20 protein-coding genes are annotated in these 17,145 nt (G+C 33.9%); 13 read left to right on the forward strand and 7 right to left on the reverse strand.

Annotated elements, in window-relative coordinates; genetic code table 11:
- Positions 1–211 precede the first annotated feature (211 nt).
- Positions 212–427 (forward strand): helix-turn-helix transcriptional regulator, encoded by a 216-nt coding sequence (locus VFM92_RS15790; RefSeq protein WP_325123196.1) that lies wholly within the window; start codon positions 212–214, stop codon positions 425–427.
- Positions 428–865: 438 nt separating this feature from the next.
- Here the strand turns inward: VFM92_RS15790 and glmS are convergent, their stop codons facing one another.
- From glmS to VFM92_RS15805, 3 genes are read right to left on the reverse strand one after another with little or no spacing between them, the layout of a single operon-like run.
- Positions 866–2,701 (reverse strand): glutamine--fructose-6-phosphate transaminase (isomerizing), encoded by a 1,836-nt coding sequence (gene glmS, locus VFM92_RS15795; protein ID WP_325123197.1) that lies wholly within the window; start codon positions 2,699–2,701, stop codon positions 866–868.
- Positions 2,702–2,709: 8 nt separating this feature from the next.
- Positions 2,710–4,179 carry a hypothetical protein gene (locus VFM92_RS15800; RefSeq protein ID WP_325123198.1) on the reverse strand — a complete coding sequence of 490 codons (1,470 nt, stop codon included), beginning with the start codon at positions 4,177–4,179 and terminating at the stop codon, positions 2,710–2,712.
- Positions 4,097–4,909, reverse strand: a complete 813-nt coding sequence (locus VFM92_RS15805) for a glycogen/starch synthase (protein ID WP_325123199.1) — start codon at positions 4,907–4,909, stop codon at positions 4,097–4,099. Before VFM92_RS15805 ends, VFM92_RS15800 begins: the two co-directional genes overlap by 83 nt.
- A 125-nt stretch (positions 4,910–5,034) precedes the next feature.
- Here VFM92_RS15805 and panC point away from each other — a divergent pair, with 125 nt between their 5' ends.
- From panC to VFM92_RS15840, 7 genes are all read left to right on the forward strand, one after another.
- Entirely contained in the window at positions 5,035–5,880 is an 846-nt protein-coding gene (gene panC, locus VFM92_RS15810) for a pantoate--beta-alanine ligase (RefSeq protein ID WP_325123200.1), read from the forward strand.
- A gap of 27 nt (positions 5,881–5,907) precedes the next feature.
- Positions 5,908–6,255 carry an aspartate 1-decarboxylase gene (gene panD, locus VFM92_RS15815; RefSeq protein ID WP_325123201.1) on the forward strand — a complete coding sequence of 116 codons (348 nt, stop codon included), beginning with the start codon at positions 5,908–5,910 and terminating at the stop codon, positions 6,253–6,255.
- A 3-nt stretch (positions 6,256–6,258) separates the two neighbouring features.
- A complete protein-coding gene (locus VFM92_RS15820) occupies positions 6,259–7,281 on the forward strand; it encodes a lysylphosphatidylglycerol synthase transmembrane domain-containing protein (RefSeq protein ID WP_325123202.1) in 1,023 nt (340 codons plus the stop codon).
- Positions 7,268–7,738: a D-glycero-beta-D-manno-heptose 1-phosphate adenylyltransferase gene (gene rfaE2 / locus VFM92_RS15825; RefSeq protein ID WP_325123203.1), complete on the forward strand. Its 471-nt coding sequence runs from the start codon at positions 7,268–7,270 to the stop codon at positions 7,736–7,738. Before VFM92_RS15820 ends, rfaE2 begins: the two co-directional genes overlap by 14 nt.
- A gap of 4 nt (positions 7,739–7,742) precedes the next feature.
- Complete coding sequence (locus tag VFM92_RS15830) at positions 7,743–8,438, forward strand: zinc metallopeptidase (protein WP_325123204.1); 696 nt, start codon at positions 7,743–7,745, stop codon at positions 8,436–8,438.
- Between the two features lie 77 nt (positions 8,439–8,515).
- Positions 8,516–9,655 carry an acyl-CoA dehydrogenase gene (locus VFM92_RS15835; RefSeq protein WP_325123205.1) on the forward strand — a complete coding sequence of 380 codons (1,140 nt, stop codon included), beginning with the start codon at positions 8,516–8,518 and terminating at the stop codon, positions 9,653–9,655.
- A gap of 209 nt (positions 9,656–9,864) precedes the next feature.
- Positions 9,865–10,788, forward strand: coding sequence for an AraC family transcriptional regulator (locus VFM92_RS15840; protein WP_325123206.1), 924 nt, complete (start codon positions 9,865–9,867; stop codon positions 10,786–10,788).
- Here the strand turns inward: VFM92_RS15840 and VFM92_RS15845 are convergent.
- The 3 genes from VFM92_RS15845 to VFM92_RS15855 are packed head-to-tail and all read right to left on the reverse strand — an operon-like array spanning position 10,774 to position 12,307.
- The gene (locus tag VFM92_RS15845; protein WP_325123207.1) at positions 10,774–11,514 is read right to left on the reverse strand and encodes a geranylgeranylglyceryl/heptaprenylglyceryl phosphate synthase; all 741 of its coding nucleotides are present in this window, start codon (positions 11,512–11,514) and stop codon (positions 10,774–10,776) included. The two genes, VFM92_RS15840 and VFM92_RS15845, sit on opposite strands and share 15 nt — an antisense overlap.
- A gap of 7 nt (positions 11,515–11,521) precedes the next feature.
- The gene (locus tag VFM92_RS15850; protein WP_325123208.1) at positions 11,522–11,923 is read right to left on the reverse strand and encodes a hypothetical protein; all 402 of its coding nucleotides are present in this window, start codon (positions 11,921–11,923) and stop codon (positions 11,522–11,524) included.
- Between the two features lie 24 nt (positions 11,924–11,947).
- A complete protein-coding gene (locus VFM92_RS15855; protein ID WP_325123209.1) occupies positions 11,948–12,307 on the reverse strand; it encodes a phage holin family protein in 360 nt (119 codons plus the stop codon).
- Positions 12,308–12,390: 83 nt separating this feature from the next.
- Between VFM92_RS15855 and VFM92_RS15860 the strand changes: the two genes are divergently transcribed.
- The 3 genes from VFM92_RS15860 (at position 12,391) to VFM92_RS15870 (ending at position 14,687) form a co-directional block, all read left to right on the forward strand.
- Entirely contained in the window at positions 12,391–13,239 is an 849-nt protein-coding gene (locus VFM92_RS15860) for an N-acetylglucosamine kinase (protein WP_325123210.1), read from the forward strand.
- The gene (murQ, locus tag VFM92_RS15865; RefSeq protein ID WP_325123211.1) at positions 13,236–14,042 is read left to right on the forward strand and encodes an N-acetylmuramic acid 6-phosphate etherase; all 807 of its coding nucleotides are present in this window, start codon (positions 13,236–13,238) and stop codon (positions 14,040–14,042) included. Before VFM92_RS15860 ends, murQ begins: the two co-directional genes overlap by 4 nt.
- A gap of 75 nt (positions 14,043–14,117) precedes the next feature.
- Positions 14,118–14,687 (forward strand): hypothetical protein, encoded by a 570-nt coding sequence (locus VFM92_RS15870; RefSeq protein ID WP_325123212.1) that lies wholly within the window; start codon positions 14,118–14,120, stop codon positions 14,685–14,687.
- A 4-nt stretch (positions 14,688–14,691) separates the two neighbouring features.
- Here the strand turns inward: VFM92_RS15870 and VFM92_RS15875 are convergent, their stop codons facing one another.
- Entirely contained in the window at positions 14,692–15,309 is a 618-nt protein-coding gene (locus VFM92_RS15875) for a SprT-like domain-containing protein (protein WP_325123213.1), read from the reverse strand.
- Between the two features lie 226 nt (positions 15,310–15,535).
- Between VFM92_RS15875 and VFM92_RS15880 the strand changes: the two genes are divergently transcribed.
- The gene (locus VFM92_RS15880; RefSeq protein WP_325123214.1) at positions 15,536–16,258 is read left to right on the forward strand and encodes a 1-(5-phosphoribosyl)-5-[(5-phosphoribosylamino)methylideneamino] imidazole-4-carboxamide isomerase; all 723 of its coding nucleotides are present in this window, start codon (positions 15,536–15,538) and stop codon (positions 16,256–16,258) included.
- A 151-nt stretch (positions 16,259–16,409) separates the two neighbouring features.
- Positions 16,410–16,775 carry a DUF2200 domain-containing protein gene (locus tag VFM92_RS15885; protein ID WP_325123215.1) on the forward strand — a complete coding sequence of 122 codons (366 nt, stop codon included), beginning with the start codon at positions 16,410–16,412 and terminating at the stop codon, positions 16,773–16,775.
- Positions 16,776–17,145 lie beyond the last annotated feature (370 nt).

Consider the following 17,145-nt stretch of genomic DNA (forward strand, 5'->3'; position numbering starts at 1 on the left):
ACTTCAAAAGGATGATGAACATATGGAAATCATCTCTTTGGCTCTATTTACAAAAGATGTATCAAAGCTGTTTCATCTGTTATCAAAATTTTTTACCATTAAAAGGGATATATTATGGGGTTTTTAAGGGCTGACTAAATATAAGCATAAATCTTTAAATCCGCACAAATAGTCTGTGTTCTGAGATTTCTTTTAAATCTACTTTTACAAAGTGGATATTAATATAGAAATAGGACAAAAATTAGCTCAGTTAAGAAAGGAAAAAGGCATGACACAAGAGCGTTTGGCTTCTGCTTTGGATTTACATGAAGACTATATTGGTAAAATAGAAAGAGGACAGAGGAGCCCATCCGTTAAGACTTTATTATTAATACTAGATAAATTAGCAGTAAAATACTCTGAATTTTTTGCTTCTTTAGAGCACTAAGTTACTAAACCCCTTAATTAAATCTAATCAAGACACTTTTTTTAAACGTTTAGATTACTAATATATAAATTAGTAATATTAAAATTAGTAATAAATAAGTTACTAATTTTTAAGTTAGTAACCATTGGATAATATTTAGATTTTTTCTACAATTATTCTTAGGTAGTCTAGGATCTGGGAAATTAATTCAACCTTAGTTAGGAAATTCCTACTGCAATCTTAATATTTATTCAACACATTACTTTAACTGTTCAACCAACTTTATAAATTTAGTCTTCACGTCTTGATTGAAATGATAGGTAAAATAAAAAAGGGGCTTATTGCCCCTTTATACTAAACGTTATATCGTGTCCAAACTTTAATAAATTTGTCCAAACTTTATTATTTTTGTCCAGACTTTATTAACATGCCCCATTTTAATAAAATATTAAATTATTTTTATTCTACAGTCACACTTTTGGCCAAATTACGAGGCTGATCTACGTTACATCCTCTCATTACTGCAATGTGATAAGAAAGTAATTGTAACGGAATAGTCGAAACCATAGGCATCAAAACTTCATGCGTGCCTGGCACTTCAATAGTATGATCAACCATACCAGGTATTAAGGAATCGCCTTCCGACACCACTGCTATTACTTTACCTTTTCTTGCCTTTACCTCTTGAATATTGGATACAATTTTATCATAAGAACTATCGCGAGTAGCAATTACCACCACTGGCATTTCCTCGTCTATCAAGGCAATTGGTCCGTGTTTCATTTCTGCAGCAGGATAACCTTCAGCATGAATATATGAAATTTCTTTCAACTTCAATGCTCCTTCTAATGCTACTGGGAAGTTATATCCTCTACCTAAATACAAGAAATTTCGCGAATCCTTATAAATAGCCGCTATTTTTTTAACCTGTTCGTCTGTCTTTAGTGCTTCTTCAACCTTTCTAGGAATATTCTCCAAATCAACTAAAATTTCTCGGTAGCGTTGGTCTGCAATTGTACCTTTTCTCAAAGCTACTTTTAAAGCAATCATTGTCAAAACGGTTAATTGAGCAGTAAAAGCTTTAGTACTTGCCACTCCTATTTCTGGGCCAGCATGGGTATAAACTCCTTCGTGAGATACTCTTGAAATGGAAGAACCTACCACATTACAAACTCCTAAAACAATAGCTCCCTTTGATTTTGCCAATTCCATAGCTGCTAAAGTATCGGCTGTTTCACCTGATTGAGAAATTGCAATTACAATATCACCCTCCCTAATTACAGGGTTTCTATAACGAAATTCTGATGCATATTCTACTTCAACTGGAATTCTACAAAATTCTTCAAATATATATTCTGCAACCAATCCTGCATGCCAAGAAGTACCGCAAGCAATAATAACTATTCTTTCTGCATTAACTAAAGCATTGGCATAATCTCTAATTCCACCCAATACAAGCTTAGCTTCATCTGCAATCAGTCTTCCTCTAAAACAATCTTTGATAGATTTTGGCTGCTCAAAAATTTCTTTCAGCATAAAATGCTCAAACCCACCTTTTTCAATCGCTTCCAATTCCATATCCACTTTTTGAATATAAGGAGTGGTTTTAACATCTTTTGTATCTCGAATACTTATCTCACCATCTTTAATTAATGCAATTTCATAATCATTTACATAGATTACCTCATTTGTATACTCTACAATAGGAGTTGCATCTGATGCCAAGAAAAATTCATCTTTCCCTACACCAATTACTAAAGGACTCCCCTTTCGAGCTGCTATCAACTGATTAGGATGATCCGTTGACATAATTACTATGGCGTAAGCACCAATCACTTTTGTTAAAGCAAGACGAACGGCCTCCTCTAGCGAACCATCACTATGTTTATAAATATCTTCAATGAAGTTTATAAAGACTTCAGAATCTGTTTGACTCTTAAAGGTATAGCCCTTATTTTCCAAATCTGTTTTAAGAGATGAATAATTTTCGATTATCCCGTTATGAATAATTGCTAAATCACCGCTTTGCGAATAATGAGGGTGTGCATTTTCATCACTAGGAGCACCATGAGTAGCCCATCTGGTATGACCCATTCCTATAGTGCTTTTTGTATCCTTATCTTTCAAATAAGCTTCTAATTCAGAAACCTTCCCCTGCTTTTTATATACTTTAAGGCCGTCATTCATTAGTGCAATACCAGCACTATCATAACCTCTATATTCAAGTCTTTTTAATCCTTTAATAATTATTTCAGAAGCATTTTGATGCCCTATGTAAGCTACAATTCCACACATATTGTAAATTATTTAAAAGTGGTATAATATATTCTTAAAGTGATGTTTTCTTTGTCAACTAAAAAATTGTTGAAATTCCCCACATTAATTATTGGAGTTTCATTAAAAGGTCTTTCATTTCTTCTAATAAACTGACCTGTAAACATAAAACTATTTTCTTCATTCCAAAAAGAAGGATTGTTATATATTTCCTGCAAGAAAAAACTTATGTCACCTCTTATTTCATTTCTTGCAGGATCGAAACCCAAGCTAATTGGTGAAGTGGCCTCAGTGGGATCTGCTAACCCACCATTCAAATTAAAATTGGATTGAAGTGCCCAAAAATCTTCCCCTTCTTTTTCAATTTCACCTTCTTGATTTAAAATGTAAGGAACAATATTGTTTGCTGGTTGCAATTGTACACTTTCAGAATTGTTAATGGAAAAATTTTCATCCTTTATGACTAGCTCTGCCTTATTAATCTGCATATAATTAACTGTATCCATAAATGATAGATAATTAGCTAAACTAATGCGTGGAGAAATGCCAATAATATTGTTAAAATATGCTTTTGATGGGTCGGTTAATTCAAATGATTTTTTACTGGAATAATCAGTTGGAATTAAAGAACCAGGACTAAAATTAATATGGCTAAAACTTGAACCCGATAGATTTAAAATTACACTTTCTACTGAATCAACATTGGGTTTTTTGTAAATCACTTCAATGTAAGCATCACCACCAGCTATGCTCATTCCTTGAAGATTATTTGTGCCAGCTTCAGTTTCAATTTTAAAACCTCTCAAAGCATTATATAATTCTTCTACACTAAGATCATCAATTCTAATGAAATCTAGAACTCTACTTCCAAAACCATTATTTAGTGGTACGAATTCCGCAATTGTATCAACAGGATTAATTACAATAGAAGTATCTAGGGAAATAACTTCCTCTGTTACGAAACTATCATATATTGTATAGTCATCGCTTACGTCTAAAGTATCTTGTAACTGATATACAATAAACTTTTGAGGAAGGTCAAAATCATCACCATGGAAATAATTTAAACCAAGACTAAGTCTAGTTTCTATAACTTGGGCATCAAGCGTTAAACTATCTCTATTAAAAGTTTGATCTAAAATAGCACCAAAGTACGCGCTTGCAGAAAAATCACCAATTTCTGGGCTATTTTGATGCCCTACAAATATTTGACCTCTAGCACCTTCCACTTCATTACTACTGATAATTAAGGAATCGAAAGCGGTATGACTCATTTCTAAAGGAAATTCTACATATCGGATTTCAGTATTATTTCCACCAGGAACCAAATCACTTTCTACTTCTATAGGCTCTTCACAAGAGGTGAAAAAAAAGGCCAGCAGGATAGCTGGCCCTGTAAATATTGAGGTAGCAGTTTTAACCTGCCAATTCTGTATAAAGGTTGAAATAGGATTCTTCAAAATCTTCTCCCTTTTCAATGGTGTCAACTTTCTTATCATTGTCGAATGTTGAAAATAATTCATCAAGGTTTTCTTTAAACTCATCACCTGCTTTAATAACTGCATCTGCATATTCTGCTCCGATTTTTATGAACCCTTCATAATCGGCTGATTCTAGATTAGACAACATGCTATCATCAATATCAAGCATTTTCACTTTGTCCACTAAATCTGTCCCAAATTTATGAGAGAATTCTGTATTATACACAGTAAATACAGATTTTGCATCTTTAAATATTGGATCGTTTTTATAAGTGGTTTTTAAATACATCGGAATCAAACTGGTCATCCAATCATTACAATGTACTACATCTGGTGCCCAACCAAGTTTCTTAACCGTTTCCAACGCTCCTTTGCAGAAAAATATTGCTCTTTCATCATTATCAGGATAGAAATTATTCTCCTTATCATGAAAAACAAATTTACGCTGGAAGTAATCTTCATTATCAATAAAATACACCTGAAGCTTAGCATTTGGAATAGAGGCTACCTTTATGATTAAAGGTTTCTCTTCTTCTCCTACAGAGATATTAATACCTGAAAGGCGTACTACCTCGTGTAATCTATTTTTCCGCTCGTTAATTAGTCCGAAGCGAGGTACTAAAATACGTATCTCCATACCTCTTTCCTGCATGGCTTGAGGGAGCTTTCGTACAAATTCTGCTACTTCTGATGTTTTTAAAAATGGATTGATTTCATTGGCTACGTAAAGAATTCGAAGCTTTGACATATGCTTATTGGATTTGATTAATTCATAAACGAAGTACAAAAATACAAAAAATTACTCACTTTCCATTATTTTTTTGATTAAACAGCTAGATTTGTTCTGAAACTTTATAATTTAGCGCATTTTTTATGATATCAACAGGCTCAATCGCTGATATACAAGCTCTTATCTCTCAATTCAAATCAGAAGGTAAAAAAATAGGGTTTGTGCCTACCATGGGCGCATTACATGAAGGTCATTTGAGCTTAATTGACGCTGCTAAAGAAAAGGCGGACATTGTGGTTTGTAGTATTTATGTTAACCCCACTCAGTTTACTAATCAGGATGACTTGAAACAGTATCCTCGTAATGTTGAAACTGATAAAAGCTTATTAGAAAATAATGGATGTGATGTTCTTTTTCTACCTTCTGATGATGTGATGTATGCGGGCAGAAATACTATTAAATTTGATTTTGGTGATTTAGACAAGGTAATGGAAGGGAAATTCAGACCGGGCCATTTTAGCGGAGTAGCTTTAATCGTATCAAAACTTTTTAATATTGTTCAACCAAACTATGCGTTTTTTGGTCAAAAAGATTTGCAACAATTAACCATTATCAAAAAACTGGTAGAAGAATTGTTTTTCAATTTAGAAATTGTGCCAGTTGCCATTAAAAGAGAGCCAAATGGTTTGGCAATGTCCTCAAGAAATGAGCGTTTAAGCAAAGAAGAAAGACATGAAGCCCAAATATTTTATAAGGCATTGTCTGAGGCTAAATTAATCTTAAAACAAAACCATTCGGCTGAAAACGCCAAAGAAATCGTAAAATCGCTCTTTAGCAATCATCGAGCACAATTAGAATATTTTGAAATAGTAAATGATAAAGATCTACATTCAAAAACAAAGAACTACTTGGAGGCAGATACCGTTCTCTGCATTGCAGGGTTTATAGGAAATGTGAGATTAATAGATAACATGTATTTAATTTCATAACTTCGCACCCAATTTGAAGAGTATAGTATGTTAATTGAAGTTTGTAAATCAAAAATTCACAGAGTAAGAGTTACTCAGGCAGAATTGCACTATGTTGGAAGCATTACCATCGACCAAAATTTGATGGAAGCCTCTAACCTTATAGAAAATGAAAAAGTCCAGATTGTAAACATCAACAATGGTGAACGATTGGAAACTTATGTCATTAAAGGAGAGCGAGGTTCTGGCATGGTATGCCTGAATGGACCAGCCGCAAGAAAAGTGCAAGTAGGCGATATCATCATTATCATTGGATATGCGCAAATGGATTTTGAAGAAGCAAAATCATTTAAGCCTTCATTAATATTTCCTGATGCAAACAATAAACTTCCCTAATCATTGAGAAAAGGTCTCCAATCATTTCTTAAATACACATTATCCTTAGCGATAGCAGCTTTACTATTTTGGTATCTCTATAAAGATGTAGATTTCAATGAGATGATGGCAAGTTTTAGAAAAGCAAATCTGAATTGGATTTATCTTTCCATCGCATTAGCCATGTTTAGTCATCTTTTAAGGGCTTGGCGATGGAATATGCTTTTGGAACCACTGGGATATAATTTAAAAACATCAAGGACTTTCTTAGCAGTAATGGTAGGCTATTTAGCCAATTTCGTGGTGCCCAGAATGGGTGAAGTTTCGAGATGTGGGGTTTTGAAAAACACGGATGATGTTTCTGTCAGTAGAGGGTTTGGAAGTGTGGTGACGGAGAGAATTTTTGATATGATTTGTTTACTTGCAATAATTGCATTTACACTGGCCATTGAATTCCGAAGATTAAATGATTTCTTCCTCAATTTGTTCTTGGATAAAGCGACTGGATTAGAAGAAAGCTTTCTCGCACTAACTTTGATTGGAATCACATTCTTAGTTGGGGCAATTGTAATTTTCATTCTTCTGAAAAGAAATCAGGTATTTTTAAGGAAAAACAAATACTACAATAAATTAGCAGCATTTCTACGTCAGCTAGTGGAAGGAATTACCTCGGTTAAAAAATTGAAGACTCCAGCTTTATTCTGGATTGCAACTTTGGGCATCTGGATTTGTTATTACTTTATGACTTATGTGGTGTTCTTCAGTATGGAACCAACAGCTAATTTAAGTTTATCAGCAGGATTTATTTTATTAGTGTTAGGAGGAATTGGAATGGCCACTCCAGTTCAAGGCGGAATAGGTGCATTTCACTATTTGATTAGTGCAGGACTTTTACTTTATGGAGTAGCAGAAAAAGACGGAATCATTTTTGCTTTCGTTTTACATACTACCAATTCCATTGCAATCATAGGAGTTGGTTCAGTATCTTTATTTATAAGTATGATTATTCCAAAAAGAAATTCTCATCTAGCCCATGCCAACAGCTGATAAAATATTAAGCTTAGAAGCTTTGATTAAAAAAAGACAAGGATGGAATGACCAAAAAGTAGTGTTTACAAATGGTTGTTTTGATATTTTACACTTAGGCCATGTGGATTATTTAGAAAAAGCTGCTGCTAAAGGCGCTAAATTGATAGTAGCATTAAACACTGATGCCTCTGTTAGTAAATTAAAAGGCCCTAGCCGACCTATAAATAATGAACAAGCAAGAGCGAGAATCATTGCAGCTTTATCATTTGTAGATGCAGTAGTGTTTTTCTTTGAAGAAACTCCATTATCTTTGATTAAACAGCTCATACCTGATGTTTTGGTAAAAGGTAGTGACTATGAAGTCAGCAACATTGTAGGCGCAGATATCGTAATGCAAAATGGTGGAAAAGTCGAGACAATTGAATTAGTAAAGGGCTATTCCACCACCAATATTATCAATAAAATAAATCAATAATAAAATGTTCCTAATCGTAATCATTATCGGATTTGCCATCATTAGTTATGCTGTGCAATCCAAGTTGAAGAGTAAGTTTAAAAAATACTCTAAAATAGCTTTGAGTTCAGGTATATCAGGCAGGGAAGCTGCTGAAAAAATGTTGAAAGACAATGGGATTTATGACGTAAAAGTAATGTCTGTTGAAGGACAACTTACTGACCATTATAATCCATCAAATAAAACTGTCAACTTAAGTTCAGATGTTTATAATAACCGTTCTGCAGCAGCAGTTGCAGTAGCTGCTCACGAGGTTGGTCATGCAGTTCAACATGCAAAAGCTTATTCATTCTTAGAATTGCGTTCGGCATTGGTGCCACTACAAAATGTAAGTGCCAAAATCATCAACTTTGTTTTCATGGCGATGTTTTTTGGAGCAATTTTCCTACAAGGCATTATTAGCTATGAATTAGCTATGATGGTGATTATAGGATGCTACACTGTTTTTACACTATTTGCATTTATCACTTTACCAGTAGAATATGATGCAAGCAAAAGAGGTTTAGCATGGATGACCACTTCTGGTGTTACTACACCTCAAGAACATGATATGGCAAAAGATTCATTGAAATGGGCAGCTAGAACTTATTTAGTTGCAGCAATTGCTTCATTAGTTACATTGTTATATTACATCATGATGTTTCTAGGCGGACGTGATTAATGGATTTTTCCTATATTTGCAAAACTTTTGCGAGAACATTCTGTTTTTGCAATGAAACGACAAAAAATAATTAATAAATGGATTTTCAACTCACAGAAGAGCAGTTAGCGGTTCAAGCTGCTGCAAGAGATTTTGCACAAAACGATTTATTACCTGGAGTCATCGAAAGAGATACTCACGAAAAATTCCCTGCTGAGCAGATTAAAAAAATGGGAGAATTAGGATTCATGGGAATGATGGTGGACCCTAAATACAATGGTGGTGGAATGGACACGATTTCCTACGTATTGGCAATGGAAGAAATTTCCAAAATTGATAGTTCAGCCTCAGTTGCAATGTCCGTAAACAATTCATTGGTTTGCTGGGGATTGGAAAAATTCGGAACAGAAGCGCAAAAAGAAAAATATCTTAAGAGATTAGCCACTGGTGAAATTATAGGTGCTTTCTGTCTTTCTGAACCAGAAGCTGGTTCTGATGCTACCTCTCAAAGAACAACAGCAGAAGATAAAGGTGATTACTATTTGGTAAACGGAACTAAAAACTGGATAACAAACGGTAATAGTGCCTCAGTTTATTTGGTAATTGCCCAAACCGACAAAGAAAAAGGTCACAAAGGAATCAATGCCTTGATAGTAGAAAGAGAAACTGAAGGTTTTGTAGTAGGGAAAAAAGAAGAGAAATTAGGCATTAGAGGATCAGATACTCATTCTTTAATGTTCCAGGACATGAAAGTTCCTAAGGAAAACAGAATTGGTGAAGATGGATTCGGCTTTAATTTCGCAATGGCTACATTGAACGGTGGTAGAATTGGAATTGCCGCGCAAGCATTAGGAATTGCCTCGGGAGCTTACGAACTGGCTTTGAAATATTCAAAAGAAAGAAAAGCATTTGGTAAAGAAATTAGCCAACATCAAGCAATTGCCTTCAAATTAGCGGATATGGCTACTGAAATTGAAACTGCTAGATTGTTATGCTTAAAAGCTGCTTGGTTAAAAGATCAAAAACAAGATTTCTCACAAGCTAGCGCTATGGCAAAATTATACGCTTCTCAAGTTGCGATGGATACCACAGTGGAAGCTGTTCAGGTTCATGGAGGCTATGGTTTCGTTAAAGAATATCACGTGGAGCGATTAATGCGTGATGCTAAGATCACTCAGATATATGAGGGTACTTCTGAGATACAAAAAATTGTTATTTCAAGAAATATTTTGAAGTAAAATATTTATTTACAAAGTTATTAAGATTTGACTTATCAGATCTTCAAATAATTCAATAAAAGTCTCGTTATTACGCACAACCTTACATTCATATATAGGTTGTGCGTTTTTTATTTGTTTTGATATAAAGCTATTATTCATTAGATTTATACAATTATTTAAAACTACTATTTTACTTTTTAAAGTTAATCCATTCATAAAACAAGAAAATGGAAGATTATAATAAAATCATTGAGTCTTTGGGCGTTAAATTCGTCAAAGCAAAAAATATCAAAATACAAAAACCTGTAACTGTAAATAACCTCTACGAAGTAGAAAACAAGGTTATTTGGGTTAATAAAGGAGAGGTGCTTTTGGGGGAAGAAAAACTTTTAGCAAAAGAAGGAGATTTTGCTTTTATTCCTGGAGGAAAGGCACATCAAATTACTTATGGAAGAGGAAGCCAAATTGAAACTATTAGTAATGATAAGTTCATAACTGGAAAATCTGAATATTTTAATTCCATCAGTCACGATCAATTGTTACATGAAGGTGGAGATAGTTTTAGTTATATTTCATTTGAAGCCAAAGTTTTTGATTCAGTAAACTTCTTTGCTTCTCTTGATATTCCTCCTTTTATCTTTAGTAATGACACAATCAAGTCTTTACATGATAAGGTTTTTGAAGAGCTTAAAAGTGAAGAACCTGGTTCGGATCGAATGGTTAAAATTTTAACTGAATATTTATTAGTTGAATTATTTAGACATATTGTTCGTAATAAATTATTTGTGGAGCAATTAGCCACTAATAGTACTTATTTTAAAGATCCTCGATTAATTGATATTTTCAATTACATTAATGAGCATTTAGGTGGCGATTTATCTAATAAAAAACTAGCGGAAGTAGCTAGCGTATCAGAAGATTATGTTGGACAATATTTCAAGATGCTAACTGGTATTAATCCTCAGGATTATATTGAGTATCAGCGAATGGAAGAAGCAGTGACCTTATTAAGAACTTCGAAAAAGAGTATCAGAGATATCGGACATGAAGTAGGTTATAAAGATACCGCTTATTTCTGCAGAAGATTTAAAATGATGTTCGGAATCCCAGCTGGAAAAATGAGAAGAAGGGAATCTTTAATGAACGTTTAATTGTTGATTAAGCAATATTTTTGCTTCAGTCATTTCTATCAATAATTGTGGGTTTTGCTCTATGGCATTACCCACAACAACCACATCAGCGCCTGACTTCCAGGCGCTTTTTGCTTTCCCAACAGAATTAATACCTCCCCCTACTATTAAGGGAATATCAATTGCTCTTTTAACGGAAGCAATCATTTTTTCACTAATCATTTTATCCGCCCCGCTTCCTGCATCCATATATATCAGTTGAAGCCCTAACAATTCACCTGCAATAGCTGTGCTAACGGCTATATCGCTTTTATCGTGAGGAATCGGATTGGTATTACTCATGTATGAAACGGAAGTTTTATTGCCACCATCAATCAACATATAGCCTGTTGGCCAAACTTCCATATTACTTCGCTTTAAAATAGGAGCTGACAACACGTGCTGGCCTATCAATAAATCAGGATTTCGACCTGAAATTAATGAAAGGTAAAGAATAGCATCAGATTGTAAATCAATATATTGGTTGTTGCCAGGAAAAAGAATTACTGGAATATCAGTCGCTGATTTTATATCTGAAATGCAACTACTTAGAAAATCAGAGACTATCAAGCTCCCTCCAACAAAGAAAAAATCAACTTCATTTTCGATTGCCATATTGACCAATCGTTGTAGTGAAGCTCTATCATGTACTTTATCAGGGTCAATGAGTAAGGCAAAGAATTTTTGTCCATTTGCCTTCTGGGTCATGAGATGCTTAAGCTTCTTCTTCTCGGTCATTAGATTTTCTATTTTCCAATTGACTTAAAAACTCCAAGATTTTATCTCTGGCAATTGCAACCAAAATCCCACCTAATTCTGCTTTCAGCAATGTAACAATTCCGCCTCCACTACTTTCTTCTCTTCGTATTACTATTCGAGGTGAATCATCATATTCACTCTCATCTTCTGATACTTCTTTATATACTTTGGAACTACGGCTTTTTTTGCCGCCTCCAGTTACTAATTTAACAGCCTGATACGCCAAAAACACTCCTCCTGCTATCATTAAAGCATTTTTTCCGATTTTTTGAGCTTTACCTGAATATTCATTTAATTGCTCAGACAAATCCTGTTCATATTTCTTGCTCCTTTCTAACAGCTTTTCTTGATTACTCATGCTTCTTTAATTTAAAAATTAAAATTACTCTTGTTTATTTGATTTGTTAATGGAATCACTAAATACTTTTTTTAGAGCTTTTCTATCTTTTAATAAATAGAGTATAATTGTCAATACTAAATAAACTAATGATACTATCCCGAAACCATAGACATAGCTTTCCATAATTTCGGTCAGATAAAAAGCTAATGTTAAACTGCCAAATAAAATCACAAAGCTCATGGTTGTAACTACCAATAATAAAGGTAAAAGCTTAGCTAATTTTTCTGCAATTTTTTCTTCTATCTCCGCTCTAATCATTGCTATACGTACTTCTAGCAATTTTTGTAATGATTCTATAATTTTATCTAGTCCCAATAGCCCTAACAGTTTACTTTTTTTCACAACTTTAAGTATTATTTAATTCCTAAGTTATATAAATTTCAGTTCATGTTAAATTTACACAGCAAAATAATTATAAAGATTAAATGCAGCTTATAGCAGATAGCGGTTCGAGCAAAACAGATTGGCGCTTTATAAATGACGACAATTCTATCCAACAATTGAAAACAAATGGGATAAACCCCTACTTAATTTCGGAAAAAGAACTATTTGATGGTTTAAAAATTGATTTTAAGGATAGGCAACTACAAGAAATAAATGAAATCAATTTCTATGGAGCTGGATGTGGTCAGCAAAAAAATAAAGACAAATTAAAATCCGTCTTTTCAGATTTTTTCAATTGTAATCAAATTTTCATTGAAGACGACATGTTAGCCGCTGCAAGGGCAAGCTGTGATACAAATGAGGGTATTGTTTGTATCTTAGGAACTGGGGCTAATGCGTGTCTTTATGACGGGAAAAATATAATCGAAAGAATGACTTCTCTAGGATACACTTTAGGGGATGAGGGAAGCGGTGCTTATATTGGAAAATTGACCTTAAAGGCCTTTTTAGAAAATGAAATGCCTCCTCAACTAGCCAAAGAATTTAGGATTTCATTTCCTGATATCAATTTGGAAAATGCTTTGGAGCAGATTTACCAAAAGCCCTACCCCAACCGATTTTTAGCACAGTTTTTCCAGTTTGCCTTATTTCATCAGAAAGAAAAGCTATTTTTTGAGCTTATTTCAAAATCCTTTCAGCTATTTCTAGAAAAATCCGTTTTGAAATTTAACGAAAATAAAAATTTACCTATCCATTTCGTAGGGGGAGTTGCCTTCCATGCTAACTCAATTATGAGAATGGTTTTAAAACATCATAATTTACAAGCAGGCAATTTTATGGAAAGCCCAATAGCTGGCTTAACTCTTTATCATAAAAATCAGCAGTCATGAGCATTACCGAATCAGAATCAAATTTTAATAATTTAGAAAATCTTTCAACGATTGAACTGTTGCAGGGCATTAATCAAGAAGACCAATCTGTAGCCTTAGCTGTTCAAAAAGCAATTCCGCAAATTGAAAAAGCATTGGAGACCATAGTAGAAAAAATGAAAGCTGGAGGTCGATTGTTTTACATCGGAGCAGGAACAAGCGGACGATTAGGAATACTAGATGCTTCTGAATGCCCTCCAACCTTTGGGGTGGGTTTTGACAAGGTTATTGGCTTAATAGCAGGAGGAGATAATGCGATCCGTAAAGCCGTGGAATTTGCTGAAGATGACACTTCTCAAGCTTGGAAAGACTTGCAAGAATACAACATATCTAAAAAGGATTTTCTGATTGGAATTGCCGCTTCCGGAAGAACGCCTTATGTAATTGGTGGATTAAAAATAGCTCAGGAAAAAGGAATCAAAACTGCTTGTATTACCTGTAATCCTAATTCGGAAGTAGTAAATGTCTCAAATTTCCCTATTGAAGTCCCAGTAGGACCAGAATTTGTGACCGGAAGTACCAGAATGAAAGCAGGAACTGCACAGAAAATGGTATTAAATATGATTTCTACTACAGCCATGATTCAATTAGGTCATGTCAAAGGCAACAAAATGGTGGATATGCAACTAAGCAATGATAAGTTGGTAGACAGGGGTACGAAAATGATCATGAATGAACTTATGATTGCATATGAAGATGCGAAAAAGTTATTGCTAAAATATGGATCTGTTCGGAAGGCGGTAGAAGCTGGGAAAACTAATTAAGGTATTATAAAACTTTTTTACCCTAAATCGCCTTCTTAGAACTTACTACTCAAAATCTAAAATTATTACTGCCAAATGCATCACATTGAACCTTACTACAACTGGCTGAAATATTATGATTCCTCTTCTGATGAGCTCTCTCCTTTTTACGGAAAAGAATATAATTATGAGCTCTACACCGATACGATTTACGGGTATTACATTGACCCGGCCTGGGATGGTATTGGATCAGAAACCTTATACATCAAGATTCTTTATGCCAACTATGATGATGGAATAGCTGTAATAGAAATGATTGGTGAATGGAATGATACCTTGCATAATGATATCATGCACTTGAAAAGAAATATCATAGAACATATGCTATTGCAAGGAATTAATAAATACATCCTAATTGGGGAAAACATTCTTAATTTTCATGGCTCGGATGATGAGTATTATGCCGAATGGTTTGATGAAGTGGAAAATGGTTGGATAGTTGGCGTAAACTTCCGTGATTTCATCCTAGAGGAGTGGGCACAATTTAATGTAGACACTTATATTAATTGTGGTGGACAATTTGAACATCTTAATTGGAGAACTTTAAAACCACAAGTTTTTTGTGCACGAGTGGAAGAGCATGTGATGAAGAGGTTGGATTTCTAACGCTTTATTCTGGAATAATCATCGCCATTTTATGGACTAAATAATATTTTCCAGACTTTACTTCTTTGCACCTAACTCGCGTTCTGCGCGTTTCTTGTTTTTCAAAAAGCCTGTTTTCTAGCATAAATTTTTGCCCCTGCTTTAATTCCAATAAGCTCATCTCATCAGGATTAATCGGGTCATATTTTTTTAAAGCGCTGGCTAATCGAATATCTGAAAGAGAGGCTGCCTTGGGGTTAATCATATAAATATTTAAGGCTTTAAGAATTTGCTCGGGAAAAATATCTAAGACTTGAAAAGGTCTCATCAATTCTTTAAAAGCATTTTTCCACTCCTTTCCATGTGGGGAAACCCGACCTTTATATTTTTCAAAAACCCAGTGATGTGCTACTTCATGCACATACGTTATTAAGAAAGAGAAAGGGTTAAGATTTTCATTAACAGTAATAATCGCAAAATCTTCATTTGGCTTTTTTCTGAAATCCCCAAGCTTACTATTTCTAGCCTTCGCAATTACAAATCGGAAAGGTTTTTCTTTCCATAAATCGAAAGCCATATCTATCGATTTTTCAGGAACAAAACGACTTATTCTGTCAAATATTTGCTTTTCGTAATGTGTCATAACATATTCAAAATTACATAGAAATTATTTTAAAATTAGCTTTTAACACGGTTAATAGCGTGATTTCATTTTGAAACAAATGAATTTTTCTATGACCTATTCTTTTGTAAATTCCATTTTAAAATGTAACTTCAAAGCCCTCTAATGCTTTTTTAGAATTTAATAAGTCAGAGGTTTGCAAATTCACCAACTTTTTATAATATCATACTCTTAAAACCAGTTAATTATGATTCAAATTATTCCATCCATCGCCATTAAAGACGGTAAAATCATCAGAGTTGAAGGTGCAAACATTAAGGGTGCAAAAGTATATGATGATTCCCCAATTGACGTTGCTAGAAAACTAGAAGATAATGGAATTAAAGTGGTTCATATTGTGGATTTGGATGGTGCTCATAGAGGTTCACCCGTAAATTATCATATTTTAGAAGCCATTCATGGCTACACTGATTTGGAGCTTGATTTCACAGGCGGAATTAATACGGACGGAGATATTAGCAAGGCATACGAATATGGTGCAAATTATATCACAGCTGCCAGTATAGCTGTTGAAAGAAAAGAATTATTTGCTTCATGGATTGTTTCATATGGCCGTGAGAAAATCACCTTAGGAGCTGATGCTTTAAATGGCAAAATTGCCTATAAAGGGTGGATGCAGAACACAGATATTGACATCTTAGAACATATCCGCTATTTCTACGATAGAGGATTAAAGTATGTAAAAACCACTGATATTAGCAAAGAAGGTTCATTATCTGGCCCTGCTTTCGATTTATATCAAAGGATTATAGATGAGTTTCCTGATATCTGCGTATTAGCAAGTGGTGGAGTTCGTAATGTGGATGACATCCGCAAGCTCAACGACATGGGAATATTTGCAGTAATCTTCGGTAAAGCTTATTACGAAGGCAACATCAAGATAGCTGACTTGAAAGAGTTCTTGGTTTAGATTAAATTCTTATAATTATTATACTTCCTATATTGATAAAATAGAATAATTAAAGAATATTATCTTAGAATTTATAGCTTCAGCAGGTTTTTAAATCATCAGTATTTTTTACAGAAGATTATATAAATACGATTATTTAAAACGCAATAGAATGACTACTACTAAGCGGCACGATGAAAAAATAGCCAACATGACTTTCGCTTCAGTGTATCCACACTACCTAACTAAAGTAGAGAAAAAAAATAGAACGGTAGAAGAGTTAACTAAAGTAATTGAATGGCTAACTGGTTTTAATCAAAAACATCAGGCAATCCTTATAGAAGAGAATGTCAGCTTCAAAGATTTTTTTGAAAGGGCGAATGTAAACCCTAATGCCAAACTAATTACCGGAACCATTTGTGGCTACAGGATAGAGAATATTGAAAATGAATTAACACGAAAGGTGAGATACTTAGATAAACTCGTAGATGAATTAGCAAAAGGTAAAAAAATGGAAAAAATTTTGCGAAATTCTTAAAATAAAAATAAATGTCGTTTAGTTATTGCGATCCTCTCAGCCAAAAGGCAGACCAGCCTTTTGGCTGGCTTCTTTTACTCCAATCGGAGAAGGATTGTGCTTGAAGCCTGAAATAAAGCTTCACTAAACGACATTGAAATAAAAAATTGTCAAAAATCATGAAGCATAAAAAAAGCCGAATCAGATAATTCTAATTCGGCTTTTCTATTTTAGTTAACTATAAATTAAGCTCCTGACTTCCGCATTTTAACACCCAAAATTAAATAGCTCAGCTAAATACTTTTGTTCTTGGGTTAAGAGGAGAGTCTTCTTAATTCTTTTACCACTAACAGGCATTATAGCCTGTATTTCAAATATATTTTCAGCTATC

It is taken from the genome of Marivirga sp. (assembly GCF_035704835.1).
Taxonomy (GTDB): Bacteria; Bacteroidota; Bacteroidia; order Cytophagales; family Cyclobacteriaceae; genus Marivirga.